The following is a 20,083-nucleotide window of genomic DNA, read 5'->3' as shown; positions in this document are numbered from 1 at the left end:
GTGCTGCGCCCTGTGGGGCGCCGGCGTGCCACGGATCTATCGACGTGGTCGGCCGGCGCCCTTCAGGAGCAGGCTCTGGACCGAGTTCTTCACCCGGTACTGCAGGTCGCCGGGCACCCGGATCATCCCCTCCTGGGCGACCGAGGCCACCAGCTCACCGTCACGCGAGTAGATCCGTCCAGTGCTGAGCCCGCGGGCGCCCTGCGCCGAGGGGCTGGACTGGACGTACAACAGCCACTCGTCCGCGCGGGCCGGCCGGTGCCACCACATGGCATGGTCCAGGGACGCCACCGAGATTCCGGGGCGAACCCAGGAGATGCCGTGCCGGCGCAGGACCGGCTCGAGCAGGGTGTAGTCCGAGGCATAGGCCAAGGCCGCCCGGTGCAGGTTCGCAGTGCCCTCCATGGCGGAGAACGTCTTCATCCACACCATGTTGGTGGCCACCTCGCTCCGGTCCGGGGCGATCTCGATGGGCGGATCCACGTGACGGATGTCAAAGGGCCGTGCCCAGGACCACTCCTGGGCGATCGGGTGACGCATGCGGCCGAGCCGGTCCGAGGTGGACGGCAGGGATTCTGGATCGGGCACCCCCGTGGGCATGGGGGACTGGTGGTCCAGGCCGGACACCGGATCCTGGAAGGAGCTGATCAGGGACAGGATGGTCTTGCCCTCCTGCAACGCCTGGACGCGGCGCGCGGAGAAGGACCGTCCGTCCCGGAGGGTCTCGACGGCGAAGGTGATGGGCAGCAGGGCGTTGCCGGGGCGGAGGAAGTACCCGTGCATCGAGTGGATGGCACGGTCCCCGTCCACAGTGGCGATGGCGGCCATCAGGGACTGGGCCATGACCTGTCCTCCGAACACGCGGCCGCGGGCCTGCGGTGGAGTCTCACCGGTGAAGAGGAGCTCGCCGGTGGTGGCGTTCTCGCCGTCCGGGGTCAGGTCCAGGACGCTGCGGAGCACGTCGGTCGGATCCTCCGGGAAGTCGTTGCGCCCCTTGTGGATCTTGCCAGTACTCATGAATGCCCCTTCGCTGTCTCCGAGCTGTCCGGCTGATCTGGCCTGTCCGACGGCCTCGGTACCGGCCGGTAACCGTCCCGGAAGTCTACTCCGCCCGCGTGGTGTTGCCGCCCTGACCTGCCGCGCTGACCTGGCGCCAGAGCCGACGATGGGACAATGGAGCCATGTCCTCCTCACCCGTCGATCCGTTCCGTCCAGACTCCCCGTCCACCCGAAGCCCGGCCGGTCCAGAACTGCAGCTGGAGGACCTGGAAGCGGTACAGGACCTCGAACGGTACGCGACCCGCGCCAAGACCATGGCGGACACCGGCCTGCGTCTCCAGGTGGCCGGCAACGTGCTCGCCGCCTGGTCCTCCGTGCTCCACCCCCGGGGCCTGGGCGACCGGGTTCCGGTGGCCTTGGGCCTGCGGACGGTGCGATTGGTGGAGGGCCGGCATGACGGGATCGATGCGGTCTACGCCCTGTCCTCGGTGCTGGAGCGGCTGGCGCGCATGTCGACCACCGGATCCACGGCCTTCACGCTGCCTCCCGTGCCCGAGAGCGCCCCGTGGACGGCCGTGACCCCGCCACGGGGCGGTTGGACCCCGGTGGCCACCGTGGAGGACGGCGAACTCCAGCAGATCGCCCGGGACGGGATCCGCGAGCTGGCCGACGCACTGCCCCAGGATCCGGGGGCCTCCATGGTCGCCCAGGCCCGCGCCGCGGTCTGGGGACGACTGTTGGGCGGCACTGCGGCGGAGGCCGGTGACGGCTTCCTGCCGGCCGGGGCGGCCTTCGCGGCCCACGGCCTGGGCTTCCTCAGCCCGCAGGGCACGACGGCGGTCCACACCTCGGGCCCCTGGGTGCGCCTCTCGAACGCGGCCGGGTACGTGCTCTGCCGCCAGCCGATGCTGCTCTAGGCCGAATTCACCATGGAATGGGCGGCCCGCTCCAGGTAGTCCCACAGGGTCTCGTCCAGCAGCGGGGGCAGCTCGAGGGCGTCCACGGCCGCCCGCATGTGCCGTAGCCAGGTGTCCCGGGCCGCGAAGTCCACGGTGTAGGGCGCGTGCCGCATCCGCAGCCGCGGGTGGCCGCGTTGCTCGCTGTACGTCTTCGGCCCGCCCCAGTACTGCTCCAGGAACATGCGTAGCCGTTCCTCCGCCGGGCCGAGGTCCGCCTCCGGGTACATGGCCCGGAACTCGGCGTCCGCCGCCACCTGCTCGTAGAACACCCGGGCCAGCTTCACGAAGGTCTCGTGCCCGCCCACCTGGTCGTAGAAGCTCGCGTTCTCCGGCTGGGCTGCTGAACCAGCAGCAGCACCAGCATCGGCACCTGCCCCGGCACCAACGTCGGCGGCAGCGCCGGACGGGGGCGTCATCACTTGCGGCGGTCGCTGGCCGGTCGACGTGGTGGGCCGGTTTTCCAGGCCGGTCACCTGGCTGGGGCCCTTGCCCTGGCGCGGCTTCAGGACCGCGATGGGCGCGCCCAGGCGGCTGCCGAACTCCGGCAGGTTCTGGTTCTGGTGGCGGCGCACCTGCTGCGGCCTGATGGAGACGGGGAAGCTCACGGAGCGGGCGATGAAGCACTGCTCATGGGCCTTCGCGTGCAGTCCGTCCGCGGTGCCGCGCTGGTCCTCATCGGCGAGCCAGATCTCCGGGACCAGGGTCGCGGAGGTGATGCGGCCGCCGTCGTGGTCATGGGTCAGCACGCACTCGGCGCGCACAGAGGCACCGGTGACCACCACCCCGGCCTGGGTGGCGGCCTGCAGATAGGACAGCAGGTGGCACTCGGCGAGGGCCGCGAGCAGGAGCTGTTCGGGGTTCCACCGGGAGTCGCTCCCGTGGAAGGCCCGCGCGGCGGAACCGTTGAGTTCGCCGGGGCCCTCGGCGCGGACCACGAGCTCACGGCCGTAGTCCTTGTACCCGGAGGTGCCGGAGCCCCGGTTTCCGGTCCATTCGGCATGCAGGGAGAAGGAGTGTTCCACGTCCTCTACGGTACCGCCCGGGGCATCGGAGCCGTGCTTCGAGTCCCGGTCCCGGGTCGTGGTGCCGCTTCGGTGGTGTCCTGGGATGACGCCGCTGGCCGGACCGCCCTCGTCACCCTAGACTTGAGAGACGCTGGGAGGTTTGATGCCACACATTCACATCTTGACCGTCTCCGACCGGGCCCATGCGGGTCAGGCTCCGGATACGGCGGGGCCGCGCGCTCTCGAGCTGGCGGCCCGGTATCTGAGCGAGTGGGATTCGGACGGGGCCATCGTGGCGGACGGGATCGAATCTGTCCGGTCCGGGGTCCGGACGGCACAGAGCAACGGAGCCGACGTGGTGGTCACCCTGGGCGGGACCGGGGTCTCCCCGCGGGACCTGACGCCCGAGGCGATGGACGGGCTCCTCGACATGGAGCTGCCCGGCATCGCTGAGATGCTGCGCCGTGAGGGTGCTGCACAGACCCCCACCGCCGCCCTGGGACGCGGACGCGCCGGGATCCTCGGCCGGACCGTGGTCGTGAACCTCCCCGGCTCCCTGCGTGCCACGGAGCAGGGCATTCCATTGCTCGCGCCCGTGCTGGCGCACCTGCTCGCCCAACTCGGTGGAGGCGGCGACCATGCCCGCCACTGAGGAGGTAGACACCCTGCGGACCGTCGAGACCACGCCCCGTGCGACCGCACCGGACCATGCCGGGGTGACCGAGGAGCCGCTGGACCCGGTGGCCCTGGAGACCTCGGTCGTGAGCCCCGCCTGCGGGGCGGCCCTGACATTCACCGGCATCGTCCGGAACCATGATCCGGAGGCCACCGGAACCGTGACCTCCCTGGCCTATTCGGCGCATCCGGACGCCGGCGCTCTGCTGGCGGAGATCGTGGCGCGCCACGTCCGCGGACCCGAAGACCCAGGCGGCGAGGTGCGGGTCGCCGCGGCGCACCGGATCGGACACCTCGACGTCGGCGACCTGGCCCTGGTGGTCTCCGTGGCCTCCGCTCACCGGGCCGAGGCCTTCGAGGTGTGCCGGGCCGTGGTGGAGGACATCAAGGCCGAGGTCCCGATCTGGAAGAAGCAGCAGACCGCCACCGGCGAGGCCCACTGGGTGGGACTGCCATGACCTCGGTGCCGATCACCCTGACCACCCGGACCGCGACCGGCGTCGGCGCACGCCCCGCCGGTGCCGCGGACACGGGGCCGGCATCGGCACCCGGCCCCGAGGCCAGGCGGCTGCTGCCCACCCCGGCCGAGCTGGCCGGCGTCGGACCCAGTGAGCGAAGCGACCGGTCCCTCACGGACGGGTTCGGGCGCGTCCACCGGGACCTGCGCGTCTCGCTGACGGACAAGTGCTCGCTGCGCTGCACGTATTGCATGCCCGAGGACGCCGGCCCGTTCATGCCGAAGGACCAATTGCTCTCGGCCGCCGAGATCGAACGGTTGGTGCGGATCGCGGTGGATCACGGGATCACCGGCGTGCGGTTGACCGGCGGAGAACCGCTGCTGCGCCGGGACCTCGAGGACATCGTGGCCCGGCTCGCTGGAATCGAGCTGCCCGCTGCTGCCGGGGGTGGGAGACTGCCGGTGGCCATGACCACCAACGGCATCACCTTGGACCGGCGGCTGCCGGCCCTGCACCAGGCCGGATTGTCCCGTGTCAATATCTCGATCGACACCCTCCAGCCGGAGAAGTTCCGCGAGCTGACGCGCCGTGACCGGCACGCCGACGTCCTGGCCGGGATCGCCGCCGCCCGGGACGCGGGGTTGCGCCCGCTCAAGCTCAATGCGGTCGCCATGCGCGGGGTCAACGACGACGAGCTGGCAGACCTGGTGGCCTTCGCCGTGTCCCAGGACGCGCAGATGCGGTTCATCGAGCAGATGCCCCTCGACGCCGGGCACACCTGGAAGCGGGACAACCTGGTCTCCGGAGAGGAGATCCTCGAGCGGCTCGCCGAGCGCTTCGCCCTCGCCGAGGTCCCCGGCCGTGGTTCCTCCCCGGCCGCGCTCTACACGGTCGACGGCGGCCCCCACACCGTGGGCGTCATCGCCTCGGTCTCGAAGCCCTTCTGCGGAGACTGTGACCGCCTGAGGCTCACCGCCGACGGGCAGATGCGCAACTGCCTGTTCGCCCGGGAGGAGACCGATCTGCGGACGCTGCTGGCCGGATCCGCCTCGGATGCGGACTTGGCCGCGGCCATGAAGATCTCGGTCGGGGCCAAGAAGGCCGGTCACGGCATCGACGACCCGGACTTCGTCCAGCCCGGCCGCGGCATGAACGCCATCGGCGGCTGACGGCTCGCCCCGGGGCCGCGTCGACGGCTCCTCTGCCGTCGGTTACCCGCCGGCGAAGGGCGGCAGGACGTCCACGAGGGAGTCCGCCTGGACCGGGTGGCCGTCCTCGGCCGCGCGCACGCCGTCCACCATCAGGGAGCAACGGGAGATGACCTGCTCGGCGCTGGTTCCGTGGCCGGCGACCAGGAGCCGGCGCAATTCGCCCGCGGTGGCGGCGTCGAGGGTGAGTTCGGAGGCGCCCAGGATGTCGGCGGCGCCTGCGAAGAGTCGGATCCGGGCCATCAGCCCTCACCCCCTGCCGGGTCATAGCCGAGGGCGAGGTCCTGGACCCGGGCCGAGAGCCGGTCCACCAGACCGGAGATCTCCTCCGCAGTTCGTTCCTGACCGGCCAGCTGCAGTCCGACGGCCACACCGATCAGGTAGGTCGAGGTCGGAGCCCCGGGGCGCAGGACCCCGTGGGCCACATCTCGGGCCACATCCAACACGGGATCGGGGAGCACGACGGAGGCCGGTAGGCCCAGTTCTCCGGCAACCACATCCAGCCAGGCCGCCAGCCCGGGGATGTCCTGCTGGTGGTGCTGGGGGCTGTGGCGCGTGCCGGCCGCGACCTCGCCGGCGCGGGGTTCAGTGGAGTGGGAATCGGTGGTGCTGTTCTCAGGCACGGGTACTCCTGGTGGTGTCGTGGCCGGACCCACTGGGTGGGGTTGATGGATGGAGCTGGTGGCGTTCCAGATCCTCCGGGGTGTCCATATCGTCCCAGAGACCGGGGCGATCTGCCGGTTCGGGAACCTCGAGCAGGTCGAGGCCGGCGACGCGTTCCCGCACGCGGGTGATGCGGGTGCCACCGTCGATGGCGCGTGGTGTCGCCCGCGGGCGCAGGGCCGGGAGCCGGAACAGGGCCGTCAGGTGCTGGCGGCGCCCGGTGGAGTCCACGGCGACGACGCCGTCGTGGCCGCCGTGGCTCAGGGGCGTGTTCATGGCTTCACCCACGGATCCGTGCTCGACTCCATCCAGTGCACCGGTGGAGGCCCGGACGAGCTCACGGGCGGCCGCCACCGGATCGGCCAGGTCGCAGGGCAGCACCAGCACGAGGTCGGCCTCGAGAGGGGCCACAGTGGTCAGGGTGGTCAGGGTGGTCAGGGTGGTCAGGGCGGCGTCCAGGGCGGCGACCGGTCCGGACCGGGGCGGATCCTCGCGCACGAAGCGGACCATCGGCGAGTCCAGGATGGAGTCTTGCGGGCCCGAGGGACCCGTGGTGGAGGACGCCGGCACAGCCCGCACCGCCGGCACAGCAGACACCGGCCGGTCACCGGCCACGACGATGGTGGTGGCCCCGGCCGAGAGTGCGGCCTGGACGGTGCGCTCGAGCAGGGTGATGCCCTCGGCGGGATCCACCATGATCGAGCCCTTGTCCCGGCCCATGCGAGTGGACGCTCCTCCCGCCAGGACGATCGCCACCAGGGTCTCAGCCACGGGCGACCGGTGCCTCCGTTGTTTCCGGCGCGGCCGGAGACCCCGGGTGCTCCGCGTGGTCACGGCGCCACGTGCCGGAGCGGCCACCGGTCTTCTCCAGCAGCCGGACGCCGGTCAGCTCGACGGCCCGGTCCAGACCTTTGACCATGTCCACCATGGCCAGCCCGGCCACGGAGGCGGCGGTCAGGGCCTCCATCTCCACCCCGGTCCGGTCGGCGGTCCGGGTGGTGGCGATGATGCGGATGCGGTCGGGGCCGACCTCGAAGTCCACCGTGGCGCCGTGGACACCGATCACATGGGCGAGCGGCAGCAGCTCGGCGCACTTCTTGGCGCCCTGGATGCCGGCGATCCGGGCCACGGCCCAGACATCGCCCTTGGGCACGGTGCCGCCGGTCAGCGCCTCGAGGACGTCTGCGGCCACGAGCACCGTGGCCTCGGCGGTGGCACTGCGGATCGTCGGGGTCTTGGCCGTGACATCGACCATGCGGGCCGAGCCGTCACCGGCCAGGTGGGTGAAGCCGTCGGCACCGGCGCCGGTGGCAGTGGGGTGGACGGCAGGGGAATCGGTCATCAGGCCTCCAGGGCTCGGTAGAGGACGGTGTCTCCGGCGGACACCGCGTCGGTGGTGGCGGGCACGCGGGCCAGTCCGGAGGCGCGGGCCATCCGTCCGGCCAGGTGGGATCCGGAGCCGCGCTCGGTGGCCTGGGCGATCCGCAACGGTTCTCCGGGGGCGGAGACCACCCGTGCCGGCACGAACTGCTCGCGTCCGGGCGGTGAGCGCCAGCCCTCGTCCGTGATCACCGGTACCCACGGGGCCACTGGTGCATCGCGGCCCTGCATGGCCAGCAGCCCCGGCTCCACGAACAGCAGGTAGGAGACCCACGCGCTGACCGGATTGCCCGGCAGCGACCACACGGCCCGCCCGTCCGCCAGCAGGCCGAACCCCTGAGGCTTGCCCGGCTGGACCGCCACCCGATCGAAGCGCACGGCGGGGTCCTCGGGGACCGGGCGGCCGGCGTCGGGCGTGGGCCGATGCGTGGAGGGCACCGTGCCCCCGGGCGAGTCCGGTGCCAGGACGAGGCGGGCGACGTCATGGGCCCCGACGCTGGCCCCGCCGGTGAGGATCACGGCATCGGAGCCGCCGTGGGTGGACCGCAGCACGGCCTGCAGTTCGGCGGGGTCGTCGGAGACGCGGCCGCGGTGCACCACCTGCCCGCCGCAGGATTCCACCAGGGACGCCAGCAGGAGGCTGTTGGAATCGGGGATCTGGCCGCGGCGGACCGATGCGCCGGGGGCCACCAGTTCTGAACCGGTGCTGACGACCACGACCCGTGGCCGGCGCCGCACCCGCACCTCGGCGATGCCGGCGGCAGCGAGCGCGGACTGCCGGTGCGGGGTCAGCGGCCGACCGGCGGGGGAGACGAGGTCGCCGGCGCGGACGTCATCCCCGCGCCGGCGCAGGTGACGTCCCGCCTCGGCGGGGCGGTGGAGTTCCACGTGCGCGGGGGTCTCGGTGCCGGCCGTGGGCGCGGCAGGGTCCCAGCCCACGGCATCCTCGAGGGGCACGACGGCGTCGGCGTCCGTGGGCATCGGTGCGCCGGTCATGATGCGGGCCGCCCGGCCGGGGGCCAGCTCCGGATCGGCCTCCGTGCCGGCGGGCAGTTCGGCGACGAGGTGCAGGCGGACCGGGGCCTCCGGGCTGGCCCGCGTGGTGTCCGCGGATCGGACGGCGTATCCGTCCATGGCGGAGTTGTCCCACGGGGGCAGGTCGAGGGTGGCGGTCGCGTCGGCGGCCAGGGTGAGCCCGGAGGCCTCGTCCACGGGCCGGGTGTCTGCGGGCAGAAGGGGGGCCAGGGCGAGGACCCGGTGCTGGTGTTCCTTGACGGTGCTGCGGTATCGGGCTTCAGCCACGGTGGTCTCCTGGGGGCTCGGTGGTGACGGGGGCCAGTCCGCCGTCCAGATACCCCTGGACGGGCCAGCCGAGGCGCGCCAGGTGACGTGCCGCCGTCGCGCTCCGGGGGCCGGCTGCACAGAAGGGCAAAAGCGACGCTGCGGCCGGAGACCCGGCCACGCCACCGGGTCGCAGGGCGGCCTGGACGGGCGCCAGCGGATGATCGGGAGGCAGGGGCTGCTCCGGGCCGTGCCGCAGACGCAGGAGCCGGTCGAGGGGCAGCTCGACCGTACCGGGCGGGCCGGGACGCTCGCGTGATTCCTCCGGCCGCCGGACATCGAGCCAGACGGCCGCCGGGTCCACATCATGCCGGTCGATCGGGGCGGCCCCGGCCTCTGCGGTTGGCGTGGCGGCAGAAGCGGCGATGTCCGACGGCGCGGAGGGCGCAGATGGGGCGGCTGGCGCGGAGGGTGCCAGCGGGATGTCCGTGGTGGTGCCGGAGAGCCCGTCGATCAGCATCATCCGTCCCAGCAGCGGTGTGCCGGTGCCGAGGACGAGCTTGATCGCCTCGAGGGCCATCAGGGAGCCGGTGATCCCGACGACGGCGCCCAGGACGCCGGCCTCGGCGCAGCCCGGTGCGGAATGGGTGGAGGCGTTGTCCGGGAAGACATCGGTGAGGACGACGGCGGGAAGGCCGGAGGCCACGGGGGGATCGGACCAGAAGACGGTGACCTGGCCGTTCCATTGCATCAGGGCGCCGAAGACCACCGGTGTGCCGAGGGCGGTGGCGGCGCGGTGAACGATGAAGCGGGTGGTGAAGGAGTCGCTGCCGTCCATGATCAGATCCGCGTCAGCGAGCAGGTCGGCGGCATTCTCGTCCGTCAGGCGGACGGCGTGGGGGACGACCGTGGTCTCGGGGGCGAGGCGCCGGGCTGCTGACACCGCGCCGTCGGTCTTGAGCCCGCCAAGGGTGTCGACGCCGTGCAGGGTCTGACGGTTGAGGTTGCTCAACTCCACACGGTCGTCGTCGATGACGTGCAGGGTGCCGATGCCGGCGGCCGCGAGGTAGCTGATGACGGGCGAGCCGAGGCCACCGGCGCCGACGACGGCGATGGAGGCCTGTGACAGGAGATCCTGTCCGGAATCGCCGATCTGGGGCAGGGTCCGTTGGCGGAGCGTCCGTTCTGCGGTGTGCACGGGGCGGTCCTGGGGCATGGGCCCAGCCTAGTCCGCGGCGTCCCCGCCCAACGGTTTCAGTCGACTTCGGGTGGGTCTGCGGCATCGAGACCCACTCGAAGTCGACTGAAAGCCGGGCCGCGGGCGAAGATGGAGGCATGGCACGAAGTGAATCGCGAGTTCGCGTGGTCAGGGTCAAGGCCGGAGAGCGTGACGCCCGGGCGGACGTGCTGGCGGCCGAGGAGCCCCTGGAGATCCGGGTGAACGGCCGGCGGCTGGCGGTGACCATGCGCACGCCCACGGAGGACTTCTCCCTGGCCGTCGGCTTCCTGCTGAGCGAGGGACTGATCGGGGCCGCCGACGAGGTGCACTCCGTCCGGTACTGCGGCCGTGACTTCGGCCCCGGAGCGGAGGAGACCGACAACACCGTGGACGTGGTCCTGCGCCCTGGGGTCCAGGCGCCGGCTCCGGAGATGGAACGCCAGGTGCTCATGTCCAGCGCCTGCGGCCTGTGCGGGCGGACCAGCATCGAGAACGTCCGCACCCAGTCCCGGTTCCCCGTGGACGGCGACCCGATGCGGGTCACCGAGTCCTTCGTGCTGCAGATGCCTGAGGTGCTGCGCGAGCGGCAGAAGGTCTTCGACCGCACCGGCGGGCTGCACGCGGCCGGTCTGTTCAACACCGCCACGGGTGAGCTGGTGGCGGTGCGGGAGGACGTGGGCCGCCACAACGCCGTGGACAAGGTCCTCGGCTGGGCGTTGTTGGAGGGGATGCTGCCCCTGTCCCGGCACGCCCTGATGGTCTCCGGCCGGGCCAGCTTCGAACTCACCCAGAAGGCCATGATGGCCGGGGTGCCGATGCTCGCCTCCGTCTCCGCGCCGTCGTCGTTGGCGGTGGACCTGGCCCGCGAGGCCGGGATGACGCTGGCCGGCTTCGTCCGCGGCGACCGCTTCGTCATCTACGCCGGGGAGCATCGCATCCTCCCCGACGTCGCCGCCGTTCCAGCGTGCGAACCACAGTGAGCCGAGGCTTTGCGGGCAGAAATAAGTACTGATCTCTGCCCGCAAAGCACTGCGTCAGGAAGCGGCGTCCGCCTGCCGCGCGGCCAGGGCGCGGACCATCTCGTCTCGGGACTCGGCCACCGTGCGGGACAGGGCGGCCTGGGTGCCGCGCGAACGCTCGACGAGGGCATGCGCCGCGTCGATGGTCTCCTGGGAGACCTGGGCAGCCGGGAACAGCCCGATCGCCGCGGACTCCGCCATCTCGTGCGAACGCGAGGCCCACAGCTCCTCCACCCCCGCGAAGAACTCGGCGGCGAAGGGAGCCAGCAGGGCCGGGTCGTGCACGCGGTTGAAGCCGAGCAGCACGTTGCGCTGGGTCATGTTGGACAGTTCCCCGCCCACCACCTGGTCCCATGCCGTGCGTTTGGCCTCGATGGTGGGCACCGCGGCGCGGGCCTGGGACGCCGCCAGGGCACCGGTGGCGGTGACATCGGCGGCTTCGGCGGCCGCGATCTCCGCCTCGCCGGCGCGGCCGCCGGCCACGAGCCCTGTGAGCATCTCCCACTTCAGGTCCGTGTTCAGGTCCAGCCCGTCCCATGACTCAGTGCCGGCATGCAGGGCGGCCAGCGTGTCCAGCTGCCGCTCCGAGCGGGCTGCCGCCGCGAACGCCTTGGTGAACTGGAGCTGGTTGTCCGATCCCGCCTCCGCGTGCCGGGCCAGGTCCAGCAGGCGATCCGCAGCGGAGGCGCGGAGCTGCACGGCGTGCTCGGGCGCGGCGTACTGGGACAGCGTGCCGGCCAGCTGGCGCAGCAGGGTCTGCACCACGGAGGAATCCCGCTCCTGGCCGATATTGGACAGCACCAGGTCGGTGAACCATCCGGCCGTGGCCTCGGCATCGCGGACGGTGTCCCACGCGGCACCCCACAGCAGGGTGCGCGGCAGGGACTCCGCCACATCCTTCAGGTGGGTGGCCACGAAGGACCAGGAGGCCTCGTCCAGACGGATCTTGGCGTAGGCCAGGTCGTCGTCGTTCGGCAGGATCAGGTCCGGACGCGGCAAGCCGGCTGCTTCCATGACCTCGGTGACCTCGCCGGCCACATCGAGTTCGAACCGGTGGGTGCGCACCAGCCGTCCGGAGTCGTCCGCTGAGTAGAAGCCAACGGCCATGCGGTGCGGGCGCAGCACGGCGTCCCCGGGCTGGTGGTCTCCCGGCGCCGACTGGCGCAGGCGCAGGGAGGTGATGGCGCCGGCGTCGGGAGTTCCGCCGTCCGTGGCGCTGGCGCCGGACGCCCCGGCGGTCTCGACCTCCACGGACAGGGTGTTCACCCCGGAGGTCTCCAGCCACAGCCGGGTCCAGTCGGTCAGATCGCGGCCGGAGGAGGCCTCAAGCTCACGCATCAGGTCCGACAGCTCGGTGTTGGACCAGGCGTGCTTGCCGAAGTACGCGCGGACGCCGGCCATGAAGTTCTCCTGGCCCACCCAGGCCACGAGCTGGCGCAGCACGGAGGCACCCTTGGCGTAGGTGATGCCGTCGAAGTTGACCAGGACGTCGTCCAGGTCCCGGATCTCGGCCTTGATCGGGTGCGTGGTGCTCAGTTGGTCCTGCTTGTACGCCCAGTTCTTCTCCATGGCGGAGAACGTGGTCCAGGCCCCGGTGTAGCGGGTGTTCTCGGCGGCGGAGAGCGTGGACATGAACTCGGCGAAGGACTCGTTGAGCCAGAGGTCGTTCCACCACTTCATGGTCACCAGGTCACCGAACCACATGTGGGCGAGCTCGTGCAGGATGGTGATGGCGCGGCGCTCCACCATGGCCTCGGTGACGGTGGAGCGGAAGACGTAGTTCTCCAGGAAGGTCACGGCGCCGGCGTTCTCCATGGCCCCGGCGTTGAACTCGGGCACAAAGAGCTGATCGTACTTGGCGAAGGGGTAGGGGGTGCCGAACTGGGCCTCATAGAACTCGAAGCCCTGGCGGGTCAGCTCGAAGATGTTCTCGGCATCCAGGTACTCGAACAACGAGGCCCGGCAGTAGGCGCCCAGCGGAATCGTCCGGCCGTCCGCACTGGTCAGCTCCGCGTGGGTGGACCGGTAGGGGCCAGCGATCAGCGCGGTGATGTAGGAGGAGATCCGCGGGGTGGGCTCGAAGGCCCACGTGGACGCCCCGTCCCGCGCGCCCGCGGCGGGTGCCGGCTGCGGGGTGGGGGAGTTGGAGACCACGGCCCAGTGAGCGGGGGCGGTGATGGTGAAGGCGAACGTGGCCTTCAGGTCCGGCTGCTCGAAGACCGAGAACATGCGGCGGGAGTCCGGGACCTCGAACTGCGAGTACAGGTACGTCTCCCCGTCCACCGGGTCCACGAAGCGGTGCAGGCCCTCACCGGTGTTCATGTAGTCGGCCAGCCCGTCCACCACCAGCACGTTCTCGCCCGCCAGCGGGCCGATGGCGATGCGAGTTCCATCGAAGGCCTCGGCCGGCAGGGTGGCGCCGTTGAGGGTGGCCGTCGGCGCCTGGGTGGAGACGAAGTCGATGAAGGTGGTGGTGCCCACGGCCTCCTCCGCCGCCGAGAAGGTGACGGTGGTCGCCGAGCGGAAGTGGTCGCCGTCGAGCGTGAGGTCCAGGTCGATCTCGTAGGAGGTGACGCTCAGGGCTGCGGCACGCTCCGCGGCCTCGCTGCGGGTGATGTTCAGAGTGGGCACGGGGCCTCCGGTCGATCGGGTACGGACAGGAACGGATAATGCCGATGGCCACAGGAGCCATCGGACAGGAGGATCCAGCAGCACCCTGGTGTGAAGCACATGCTGGATAACTGGTCCACGGAACATTGTGCCACCGGACACACCCCCGCGGTAGGGGAAGCGTCCCGGTAGGCTGGTCGCTGGTCCCGACCGTATCCCACCGCATCGACACGGCCGGACGAGAACCCGCCAGATGCCGACAGCAGGAGCAGACCCATGCGCGTTCACATCGCCACCGACCACGCAGGCCTCGAACTGAGTGCCCACCTCATCGAGCACCTGACGGCCGCCGGATACGAGATGGTCGACCACGGACCCCAGTCCTATGACCCGCAGGACGACTACCCGGCGTTCTGCATCAGCGCGGCCGCGGCCGTGGTGGTGGATCAGCAGTCCGGGGTGGAGGCACTCGGGATCGTCCTGGGCGGTTCCGGCAACGGTGAGCAGATCGCCGCCAACAAGGTCCGCGGCATCCGCGCCGCCCTGGCCTGGAACCTGGACACCGCCCGGCTGGCCCGGGAGCACAACGACGCCAACGTCATCGCCGTGGGCGGGCGTCAGCACCCCCTCGAGGAGGCGACCGCCATCATCGAGGCCTTCCTGGCGGAGCCCTTCTCCGGCGACGAGCGGCACGTGCGCCGCATCGGCAAGATCGCGCACTACGAGCAGACCCGCGAGATCGTCAGCTGACGGTGGCGTGATCCATGCCCGAGGGCCATTCGATCCACCGCCTCGCCCGCCAGTTCTCCGACGTCTTCGCCGGTGAGCGCCTGCGCGTGTCCTCCCCGCAGGGCCGCTTCGCCGCCGGCGCCCGCCTGATCGACGGAGCCACGCTGACGTCGGCGCGGGCCCATGGCAAACACCTGTTCCTCGACTTCGGCCAGGACACCGGCACCGCACTCGTCCTCCGCGTCCACCTCGGGCTCTACGGCGCCTGGAGCTTCGGCGGCGATGAGACGTTCCGCGGTGCCTCCAGCATCGGTGCACCCCGCAGGATGGGGGAGACGGATACCTTCGACGCGCCGATGGCGCCTGCAGACACATCAGCGGACACCCCAGCGCACGACGCCGGCGCGGCACCCGCGTACGCCGGCCCGCCAGCACCGGTGGGTCAGGTCCGCGTCCGGCTGGTATCCGCCCACGGGTGGGCGGATCTGCGCGGCCCGAGCGCCTGCGAGGTGATCACGCCGCCCGAGGCGGCCGTCGTCGTCGACCGCCTCGGGCCGGACCCCCTGGTGCCCGGCACCGGGCCGGAGGAGTTCCTGCGGCGCGTGTCCGCCCGCGGGGTGGCGATCGGGCAGCTGCTGATGGATCAGAACGTGCTGGCCGGAGTCGGCAACATCTACCGCGCCGAGTCCCTGTTCCGCCAGGGGATCGACCCGTACCTGCCGGGGCGGACGCTGGGGAGGGAGGCCGGTAGGGATCTCTGGCAGGATCTCGTGGTCCTGATGAACGACGGCGTCCGGGACGGCAAGATCATCACCACGCGCCCCGAGCACCGCAGCTCGAAGGATGAGCGCGGGCACGTGGCACCGGTGTGGCCGGACAACGCGTACTACGTGTACCAGCGGGACGGGATGGACTGCCGCGTCTGCGGAACCACGGTCCGCCTGGCGGAGATGCAGGCTCGGAAGCTCTTCTGGTGCCCGGGCTGTCAGCTGCCGGGATGACCGACGGCGTTGTCGACCGGGTTGTCGACGGGGTGGTTGACGGAGTGGAGGCCCGCGTTTCCCGGTGATCGCGAAAATCCCCGGTGATGATCACCGGGGATTCTCAGGATCGTCGGGAAATCTCAGGATCGTCGGGAGCGGGTCCGGGCGACCAGCTCTGCGCCGCGGCGGTACAACGCCTCCCGTACTGCCGGCGGCTCCTGCACCTCGACGCCCGAGTCCCGGGCCGTCGTGCTGCCCAGCATCTTCAGCCGGGCGGTCTCGACGTGCGCGCGGAGACCCCATGGTGGTCGGCGAGCCGCCATCATGGGAGCGCAGGCATCGATCGAACACGAGAACCGGAGTGGGCACAGTCATGGCGATGGAATCAACGGGAGCAACAGAGGCGGCCGAACCAACGGCGGCAACGGAGTCGGCGGGGCAACGGCCAGGGGCCCTGCAAGGGAGGATCGCCCTGGTGGCGGGAGCCACCCGTGGTGCGGGTCGGGCCATTGCCCGGGAACTGGGCCGGGCCGGGGCGGTCGTCTACTGCACCGGCCGCTCCACGGCGGGCCACCCGTCGGACTACGGGCGTCCCGAGACGGTCGAGGAGACTGCCGGTCTGATCCGGGCCGAGGGCGGGACGGCCCATGCGGTGGTCGTGGACCACCTCGAGGTGAGCGCCGTCCGTGAGCTCGTGGAGCGGATCGACCGCGAACAAGGTCGGCTGGACATCCTGATCAACGACATCGGGGGCGAGGCCTACGTGGAGTTCGGCATCCCGCTGTGGGAGTACGACCTCGACGACGGTATGAGGCTCTTCGACGCCGGCTTCCGCACCCACCTGCTGACCAGCCACGCCGCCTTGGGTCTGCTGATCCGCCACCCCGGGGGCCTCGTGGTCGAGACCACCGACGGGACCCGGGACTACAATCAGGGTCACTTCCGGGAAACCGTGTTCCTGGACCTCGCCAAGACCGCCGTCGACCGGTTGGCCTTCGCCGAGGGGCACGAGCTGAAGGCACACGGGGGGACGGCGGTCTCCGTCTCAGCCGGATGGTTGCGCTCGGAGATGATGCTGGATGCCTTCGGCGTCACCGAGCAGAACTGGCGCGAGGCGGCGGCAGCACACCGTGGGAAGACCGACGTGGTCCCGCCCTACGAGTTCGTGATCTCCGAGACCCCTGCCCTGCTCGCCCGCGGCATCGTGGAGCTGGCAGCCGATCCGCGGCGGGACCAGTGGAACACCCGGTCCGTCAGTTCCTTCGAGTTGGCCCGGCACTACGGCGTGACCGACGTGGATGGATCCCGGCCGGACGCCTGGGGGTTCATCGCCGCGATGGATACGACGCCGTCCGCGGACCTGCCCGTGGAGGACTACCGGTGAGCCGCCGGGAGTGCCCAACCGCCCCGGGGCTCGATGGCCCCGGAGCGCCGGATCAGGCGTCCGACCCCGTGTAGAAGCCGTAGGTGGCGTCTGCAGCGCGGGCAGCCACCGCGGGATCCGCGCCGGCGGCCACCTGCGCTGCGGCCCAGCCGTCAGCGGCCCCCCGGTAGAACCGCTTGCCCTCGTCGGTGACGGCCCAGGCCTCCGCCTCCTGGGGCGAGAGGGAGCCCTCGACGGCGCCGAGGTGCAGTCCCAGGCCCAGCAGGCCGCCGTCCCAGCCCACCCCGGTGGCGCCGGGGCCGTAGGTGTTCCACATCCCCTCCGGGAGGTCAGCCGCCCGGGCGACGTGTTCGAGGGTGAAGCGAGTCGAGTCGCCCTCGTCGGCCAGCCGCACGGTCACCCAGGACACGCCCCCTCCGAATTCCCAGGTGATCCGGTAGCGAGCCGTGCCCTCCGCGGGCGGGGCGCATTCCAGCACGGTGCCGCCGGCATTGCCTTCGAGCTGGTACTGACCGCCGAGGCGGAGGTCGCCGGTGATGGGCAGGAACCAGCGGGCGATGCGTTCGGGCGTGGTGACCGCCTCCCAGACGTCCGAGAGGCCTGCCGGGTAGGTCTGCTCGAGGGTCTGGACGTGTGCGGGCTCGCCGTCCCGGTCCTCGAATGAGAGGCCGCGTGTGACAGCGGAGAGTTGGTTCTGGATATCGACCATGTCATGACTCCTGGGGCGTGGGGTGGTGGTGTTCGGTGACGTCCGCGGAGGTCTCCGCTGCTGCACGCTCAGCCGACATCCTCCGTTGCCGCTTGCCTCGGGCCAGTTCGGTCCCCAGGGCATCCAGCCTCGGCCGCCAGAACTGCTCGAACGGGCTGAGCCAATCGCTGGCCTCCCGGGGTCCTTGTGGGTCCACCGCGTAGAGCCGACGAGTGCCCTCGGGCCGCACCGTGGCGAAGCCGTGATCACGAAGGACCTTCAGCTGCTGTGAGACCGCGGGCTGGCTGATCCCGAACTCGGTCTGGACCAGGGCGCCGACCTCTCCGGCGCTGAGTTCGCCCCCGGCCAGCATCTCCAGGATGCGGCGCCGGACGGGGTCACCCAGGACATCCAGAGCGTGCATGAACACATGATTGCATCGTGTCTTATATAAGAAAAGGCTTAAGAGACGACGTGAGGGTCTTAAACAGGAAGGCCCCGGCGGAACCGGGGCCTTCGTGGTGCGGTGGAGGGGATGACGGGAATCGAACCCGCGTAGCCAGTTTGGAAGACTGGGGCTCTACCATTGAGCTACATCCCCACGGCGTCAGCCAGGATGTGTGTCCCCGGAGGGGCATCCACCGAACGCAGCGAAGACGATCGTACCAAGCAGTCCGTCTGAGCAGCAAAACAGCCCCATGTCGGCGCGGCGCAGAGGTACGGCCAGGGCTTGAATGTCGCAGAAATGCGGAGTACGGGGCCGTCATGCGTACACTGGTCTCTGGCCAGAAATGGCCAGGGCCGTCTGCGGGGTGTAGCTCAGCTTGGTAGAGCGCGCGCTTTGGGAGCGTGAGGCCGCAGGTTCAAATCCTGTCACCCCGACGTCATGGTCGCCCCGCTTGCCGGGGCGGCCTGATTCACCGGATGCCCGACGGCCGGGCCCATCCGCGCCATATAGACGAGATGATCAATCCACACAGGAGTCCCACGTGGTCAAGAGCACCGCAGAAAACCTCAGCCCGACCCGGGTCAAGCTGGACGTCGAGGTCCCCTTCGAGGACCTCAAGCCGCGCCTGGACCAGGCCTATAAGACGGTGGCGAACCAGATCCAGGTCCCCGGCTTCCGCAAGGGCAAGGTTCCTGCGCGCCTCATCGACCAGCGCGTCGGCCGTGGCTACGTGGTGGAGACGGCTGTCAACGAGGGTCTGAACGACTATTACCAGGAAGCCCTCGCCCAGACCGAGACCACCCCGATGGCACGTCCCGAGGTCGAGGTCACCTCCATGCCCGGCGTTGACGGCGAGGCCGAGGGCCCGCTGAAGTTCAGCGTCGAGGTGGACATCCGTCCCGAGGTCGAGCTGCCCGACTACAAGGGACTGAAGGTCACCGTCGAGCCGGCCGCCGCGTCCGAAGAGGACGAGCAGAAGGCCCTCGACGAGCTTCGTTCGCGCTTCGGCACCCTTCAGACCGTGGAGCGCCCGGCCGCCAAGGACGATTTCGTCACCATCACGTTGACCGCCACGGTCGGGGACGAGCAGGTCGACCACGCCGAGGACCTGTCCTACCAGGTCGGTGCAGGCACCATGCTCGATGGCATGGACGAGGCGCTCGAAGGCCTGTCCGCCGGTGAGGACGCGGTCTTCGAGACCGTCCTGGCCGGTGGCGACCACTCCGGCGAGAAGGCCACCGTCAAGGTCACCCTCGGTGGTGTCAAGGAGCGCGAGCTGCCGGAGGCCGACGACGACTTCGCCCAGCTGGCCTCCGAGTTCGACACCATCGACGAGCTCAAGGCGGACCTGAAGGAGAAGGCCGCCGAGGGCGCCGTCACCGGTCAGGGCATCGAGGCCCGTGACAAGGTTCTCGAAGAGCTCGTGAAGCTCGTCGAGGTGCCGGTCCCGGACTCCGTGGTCAACGAGCAGATCGACCAGCACTTCTCGCAGCAGGGCCACTCCGAGGGCGACGAGCACGACACCCCGGAGCACCGCGCCGAGGTCGAGTCGAACGCCCGCGAGGCCTTCCGCAACGAGATCATCCTCGACAAGGTCGCCGACGCCGAAGAGGTCGGCGTGGACCAGGGCGAGCTGATCGAGTACATCATCTCCACCTCCCAGCAGTACGGCATGGACCCGAACCAGTTCGCCCAGATGCTGGACCAGGCCGGTCAGGTGCCGATGATCATGGGCGAGGTCCGCCGCCGCAAGGCCCTCGCCAAGGTCCTCGAGTACGCCGTGGTCACCGACACCGCCGGCCATGACGTAGACCTGACCGCCTTCGTCACCCCGGGTGGCGACGACAGCGCTGCCTCGGCCGACTCCGCAGACTCGGCCGACTCCGCTGATTCTGCGGATTCCGCTCCGTCAGCCGATTCGCCGGCCGAAGCGGAGAAGGCTCCCGCGAAGAAGGCCCCCGCCAAGAAGGCCCCTGCGAAGAAGGCTCCGGCCAAGACCGCCGCGGCCACGAAGGCGGAGGCCAAGGTTCCGGCGGACGCCGAGGAGGCCCCGGCCAAGAAGGCTCCGGCCAAGACCGCCGCCGCCAAGAAGGCCCCGGCGAAGGCGGCTGCGAAGACGGCCACCACCAAGGCTCCGGCCAAGACCGCCGCCGCCAAGAAGGCCGAAGCCGAGTCCGAGGGCGGAGAGAAGGCCCCCGCCAAGAAGGCCCCGGCGAAGAAGGCTCCGGCCAAGACCGCCGCCGCGAAGAAGGCCCCGGCCAAGACCGCAGACAAGGCCGCCGACACGGCCGAGTGATCGCCGCACCACCGGCCGCCCGCCGCAACTGATCCGCACCGGATCGGCGCCAGCGGGAGCCGAACCCCCCGGCCCCCCAA

Annotated in this window: 19 protein-coding genes, 2 tRNA genes and 2 pseudogenes; 10 read left to right on the top strand and 13 right to left on the bottom strand. The window is 70.9% G+C overall.

Annotated elements, in window-relative coordinates; translation table 11 throughout:
* Positions 1 to 36 precede the first annotated feature (36 nt).
* The gene (locus RUH65_RS08550) at positions 37 to 1,017 is read right to left on the bottom strand and encodes an acyl-CoA thioesterase II (RefSeq protein WP_313816936.1); all 981 of its coding nucleotides are present in this window, start codon (positions 1,015 to 1,017) and stop codon (positions 37 to 39) included.
* A gap of 164 nt (positions 1,018 to 1,181) precedes the next feature.
* On the opposite strand from RUH65_RS08550, the gene RUH65_RS08545 reads away from it, so the two are divergent.
* Positions 1,182 to 1,916 carry a hypothetical protein gene (locus RUH65_RS08545; RefSeq protein WP_313816935.1) on the top strand — a complete coding sequence of 245 codons (735 nt, stop codon included), beginning with the start codon at positions 1,182 to 1,184 and terminating at the stop codon, positions 1,914 to 1,916.
* Here the strand turns inward: RUH65_RS08545 and RUH65_RS08540 are convergent.
* The gene (locus RUH65_RS08540) at positions 1,913 to 2,374 is read right to left on the bottom strand and encodes a globin (RefSeq protein WP_313816943.1); all 462 of its coding nucleotides are present in this window, start codon (positions 2,372 to 2,374) and stop codon (positions 1,913 to 1,915) included. The two genes, RUH65_RS08545 and RUH65_RS08540, sit on opposite strands and share 4 nt — an antisense overlap.
* A 228-nt stretch (positions 2,375 to 2,602) precedes the next feature.
* Positions 2,603 to 2,893 (bottom strand): annotated as a pseudogene (locus tag RUH65_RS08535) (OsmC family protein); the annotation flags it as partial.
* 232 nt (positions 2,894 to 3,125) lie between these two features.
* On the opposite strand from RUH65_RS08535, the gene RUH65_RS08530 reads away from it, so the two are divergent.
* From RUH65_RS08530 to moaA, 3 genes are read left to right on the top strand one after another with little or no spacing between them, the layout of a single operon-like run.
* Positions 3,126 to 3,614: a MogA/MoaB family molybdenum cofactor biosynthesis protein gene (locus RUH65_RS08530; RefSeq protein ID WP_313816934.1), complete on the top strand. Its 489-nt coding sequence runs from the start codon at positions 3,126 to 3,128 to the stop codon at positions 3,612 to 3,614.
* Positions 3,601 to 4,095 carry a molybdenum cofactor biosynthesis protein MoaE gene (locus RUH65_RS08525; protein ID WP_313816933.1) on the top strand — a complete coding sequence of 165 codons (495 nt, stop codon included), beginning with the start codon at positions 3,601 to 3,603 and terminating at the stop codon, positions 4,093 to 4,095. The genes RUH65_RS08530 and RUH65_RS08525 overlap by 14 nt, the downstream gene beginning before the upstream one ends.
* Positions 4,092 to 5,264 carry a GTP 3',8-cyclase MoaA gene (gene moaA, locus RUH65_RS08520; protein ID WP_313816932.1) on the top strand — a complete coding sequence of 391 codons (1,173 nt, stop codon included), beginning with the start codon at positions 4,092 to 4,094 and terminating at the stop codon, positions 5,262 to 5,264. Before RUH65_RS08525 ends, moaA begins: the two co-directional genes overlap by 4 nt.
* Before the next feature lie 42 nt (positions 5,265 to 5,306).
* Here the strand turns inward: moaA and RUH65_RS08515 are convergent, their stop codons facing one another.
* The 6 genes from RUH65_RS08515 to RUH65_RS08490 are packed head-to-tail and all read right to left on the bottom strand — an operon-like array spanning position 5,307 to position 9,843.
* Positions 5,307 to 5,546, bottom strand: a complete 240-nt coding sequence (locus RUH65_RS08515; protein ID WP_313816931.1) for a MoaD/ThiS family protein — start codon at positions 5,544 to 5,546, stop codon at positions 5,307 to 5,309.
* Positions 5,546 to 5,926, bottom strand: coding sequence for a DUF6457 domain-containing protein (locus tag RUH65_RS08510; protein WP_313816930.1), 381 nt, complete (start codon positions 5,924 to 5,926; stop codon positions 5,546 to 5,548). Before RUH65_RS08510 ends, RUH65_RS08515 begins: the two co-directional genes overlap by 1 nt.
* On the bottom strand, positions 5,919 to 6,737 hold the full coding sequence (locus RUH65_RS08505; protein WP_313816929.1) for an NTP transferase domain-containing protein: 819 nt from the start codon (positions 6,735 to 6,737) through the stop codon (positions 5,919 to 5,921). The genes RUH65_RS08510 and RUH65_RS08505 overlap by 8 nt, the downstream gene beginning before the upstream one ends.
* Positions 6,730 to 7,308 (bottom strand): cyclic pyranopterin monophosphate synthase MoaC, encoded by a 579-nt coding sequence (gene moaC, locus RUH65_RS08500; protein WP_313816928.1) that lies wholly within the window; start codon positions 7,306 to 7,308, stop codon positions 6,730 to 6,732. The genes RUH65_RS08505 and moaC overlap by 8 nt, the downstream gene beginning before the upstream one ends.
* Positions 7,308 to 8,648: a gephyrin-like molybdotransferase Glp gene (glp, locus tag RUH65_RS08495; protein ID WP_313816927.1), complete on the bottom strand. Its 1,341-nt coding sequence runs from the start codon at positions 8,646 to 8,648 to the stop codon at positions 7,308 to 7,310. Before glp ends, moaC begins: the two co-directional genes overlap by 1 nt.
* The gene (locus RUH65_RS08490) at positions 8,641 to 9,843 is read right to left on the bottom strand and encodes a ThiF family adenylyltransferase (RefSeq protein ID WP_313816925.1); all 1,203 of its coding nucleotides are present in this window, start codon (positions 9,841 to 9,843) and stop codon (positions 8,641 to 8,643) included. The genes glp and RUH65_RS08490 overlap by 8 nt, the downstream gene beginning before the upstream one ends.
* A gap of 119 nt (positions 9,844 to 9,962) precedes the next feature.
* On the opposite strand from RUH65_RS08490, the gene fdhD reads away from it, so the two are divergent.
* Complete coding sequence (gene fdhD, locus RUH65_RS08485; protein WP_313816924.1) at positions 9,963 to 10,826, top strand: formate dehydrogenase accessory sulfurtransferase FdhD; 864 nt, start codon at positions 9,963 to 9,965, stop codon at positions 10,824 to 10,826.
* Between the two features lie 54 nt (positions 10,827 to 10,880).
* On the opposite strand, the gene pepN is transcribed toward fdhD, so the two are convergent.
* A complete protein-coding gene (pepN, locus tag RUH65_RS08480) occupies positions 10,881 to 13,496 on the bottom strand; it encodes an aminopeptidase N (RefSeq protein ID WP_313816923.1) in 2,616 nt (871 codons plus the stop codon).
* 255 nt (positions 13,497 to 13,751) lie between these two features.
* On the opposite strand from pepN, the gene RUH65_RS08475 reads away from it, so the two are divergent.
* The 3 genes from RUH65_RS08475 to RUH65_RS08465 all read left to right on the top strand — a co-directional run bounded on the left by RUH65_RS08475 (position 13,752) and on the right by RUH65_RS08465 (position 16,571).
* Positions 13,752 to 14,225: a ribose-5-phosphate isomerase gene (locus RUH65_RS08475; RefSeq protein WP_313816922.1), complete on the top strand. Its 474-nt coding sequence runs from the start codon at positions 13,752 to 13,754 to the stop codon at positions 14,223 to 14,225.
* Between the two features lie 14 nt (positions 14,226 to 14,239).
* Entirely contained in the window at positions 14,240 to 15,205 is a 966-nt protein-coding gene (locus tag RUH65_RS08470; protein ID WP_313816921.1) for a DNA-formamidopyrimidine glycosylase family protein, read from the top strand.
* Between the two features lie 361 nt (positions 15,206 to 15,566).
* On the top strand, positions 15,567 to 16,571 hold the full coding sequence (locus RUH65_RS08465; RefSeq protein WP_313816920.1) for an SDR family oxidoreductase: 1,005 nt from the start codon (positions 15,567 to 15,569) through the stop codon (positions 16,569 to 16,571).
* Positions 16,572 to 16,623: 52 nt separating this feature from the next.
* On the opposite strand, the gene RUH65_RS08460 is transcribed toward RUH65_RS08465, so the two are convergent.
* From RUH65_RS08460 to RUH65_RS08450, 3 genes are all read right to left on the bottom strand, one after another.
* Positions 16,624 to 17,280, bottom strand: a complete 657-nt coding sequence (locus RUH65_RS08460; RefSeq protein WP_313816919.1) for an SRPBCC family protein — start codon at positions 17,278 to 17,280, stop codon at positions 16,624 to 16,626.
* A 1-nt stretch (position 17,281) separates the two neighbouring features.
* Positions 17,282 to 17,683, bottom strand: coding sequence for a metalloregulator ArsR/SmtB family transcription factor (locus RUH65_RS08455; RefSeq protein ID WP_313816918.1), 402 nt, complete (start codon positions 17,681 to 17,683; stop codon positions 17,282 to 17,284).
* Between the two features lie 103 nt (positions 17,684 to 17,786).
* Positions 17,787 to 17,860 (bottom strand) — tRNA-Gly (locus RUH65_RS08450).
* A gap of 207 nt (positions 17,861 to 18,067) precedes the next feature.
* Between RUH65_RS08450 and RUH65_RS08445 the strand changes: the two genes are divergently transcribed.
* Positions 18,068 to 18,141: transfer RNA gene (locus RUH65_RS08445), tRNA-Pro, on the top strand.
* Positions 18,142 to 18,248: 107 nt separating this feature from the next.
* A pseudogene (gene tig / locus RUH65_RS08440) lies at positions 18,249 to 19,643 on the top strand (trigger factor); the annotation flags it as partial.
* Positions 19,644 to 20,083: the final 440 nt, after the last annotated feature.

Origin of the sequence: Citricoccus sp. (assembly GCF_032154715.1) — a bacterium.
Classification (GTDB): domain Bacteria; phylum Actinomycetota; class Actinomycetes; order Actinomycetales; family Micrococcaceae; genus Citricoccus.
The sequence above is the reverse complement of the archived record's forward strand: the minus strand, read 5'-3'. Positions and strand labels throughout refer to the sequence as shown.

Coding starts and splice junctions, on each gene's coding strand:
- fdhD (WP_313816924.1), top strand. CDS start 9,963: ATGGCACGAAGTGAATCGCGAGTTCGCGTGGTCAGGGTCAAGGCCGGA.
- RUH65_RS08545 (WP_313816935.1), top strand. CDS start 1,182: ATGTCCTCCTCACCCGTCGATCCGTTCCGTCCAGACTCCCCGTCCACC.
- moaC (WP_313816928.1), bottom strand. CDS start 7,308: ATGACCGATTCCCCTGCCGTCCACCCCACTGCCACCGGCGCCGGTGCC.
- RUH65_RS08540 (WP_313816943.1), bottom strand. CDS start 2,374: ATGACGCCCCCGTCCGGCGCTGCCGCCGACGTTGGTGCCGGGGCAGGT.
- RUH65_RS08550 (WP_313816936.1), bottom strand. CDS start 1,017: ATGAGTACTGGCAAGATCCACAAGGGGCGCAACGACTTCCCGGAGGAT.
- RUH65_RS08470 (WP_313816921.1), top strand. CDS start 14,240: ATGCCCGAGGGCCATTCGATCCACCGCCTCGCCCGCCAGTTCTCCGAC.
- RUH65_RS08530 (WP_313816934.1), top strand. CDS start 3,126: ATGCCACACATTCACATCTTGACCGTCTCCGACCGGGCCCATGCGGGT.
- moaA (WP_313816932.1), top strand. CDS start 4,092: ATGACCTCGGTGCCGATCACCCTGACCACCCGGACCGCGACCGGCGTC.
- RUH65_RS08455 (WP_313816918.1), bottom strand. CDS start 17,683: ATGCACGCTCTGGATGTCCTGGGTGACCCCGTCCGGCGCCGCATCCTG.
- RUH65_RS08460 (WP_313816919.1), bottom strand. CDS start 17,280: ATGGTCGATATCCAGAACCAACTCTCCGCTGTCACACGCGGCCTCTCA.
- RUH65_RS08490 (WP_313816925.1), bottom strand. CDS start 9,843: ATGCCCCAGGACCGCCCCGTGCACACCGCAGAACGGACGCTCCGCCAA.
- RUH65_RS08525 (WP_313816933.1), top strand. CDS start 3,601: ATGCCCGCCACTGAGGAGGTAGACACCCTGCGGACCGTCGAGACCACG.
- RUH65_RS08465 (WP_313816920.1), top strand. CDS start 15,567: ATGGAATCAACGGGAGCAACAGAGGCGGCCGAACCAACGGCGGCAACG.
- RUH65_RS08515 (WP_313816931.1), bottom strand. CDS start 5,546: ATGGCCCGGATCCGACTCTTCGCAGGCGCCGCCGACATCCTGGGCGCC.
- RUH65_RS08475 (WP_313816922.1), top strand. CDS start 13,752: ATGCGCGTTCACATCGCCACCGACCACGCAGGCCTCGAACTGAGTGCC.